The organism is Streptomyces mauvecolor (assembly GCF_039532965.1).
GTDB lineage: Bacteria > Actinomycetota > Actinomycetes > Streptomycetales > Streptomycetaceae > Streptomyces > Streptomyces violascens.
In genome coordinates this window covers 1-595 of sequence record NZ_BAAASQ010000037.1, presented here as the reverse complement: position 1 = coordinate 595, position 595 = coordinate 1, and the positions used below count along the sequence as shown (strand labels likewise).

General features: G+C 72.3%; 1 protein-coding gene. It reads left to right on the top strand.

Going from position 1 to position 595, the window contains the following annotated elements; genetic code table 11:
* Positions 1 to 595: DUF5915 domain-containing protein (locus ABD346_RS33925; RefSeq protein WP_344380160.1), on the top strand; the 595-nt coding region annotated here is incomplete at both ends.

The following is a 595-nucleotide window of genomic DNA, read 5'->3' as shown; positions in this document are numbered from 1 at the left end:
CCTGGCCGAAGGCGGACACGGCGGCGATCGACCCGGCGCTCTCCTCGCAGATGGCGCTGGTACGCCGCCTGGTGGAGCTGGGCCGGGCCACGCGCGCCGAGTCAGGTGTCAAGACCCGCCAGCCGCTGTCGCGGGCCCTGGTCGCGGTAACGGGCTTCGAAACCCTCTCGCCCGAACTGCACGCACAGATCACCGAGGAACTGAACGTCTCCTCCCTGGCCTCCCTCTCCGAGGTGGGCGGCTCGCTGGTCGACACCACCGCGAAGGCCAACTTCCGGGCGCTCGGCAAGCGGTTCGGCAAGGGCGTCCAGGACGTGGCGAAGGCGGTGGCGGCCGCTGACGCGGCGGCCCTGTCCGCCTCGCTGCGCGACACGGGCACGGCGTCGGTCGAGGTCAACGGCGAGCCCGTGGCACTGGCCCCCGACGAGGTCATCATCACCGAGACCCCGCGCGAGGGATGGTCGGTGGCCTCGGACTCCGGCGCGACGGTCGCCCTCGACCTGGAGATCACCCCGGAACTGCGCCTCGCAGGCCTGGCCCGTGACGCGATCCGGCTGATCCAGGAGGCCCGCAAGAACAGCGGGCTCGATGTGGC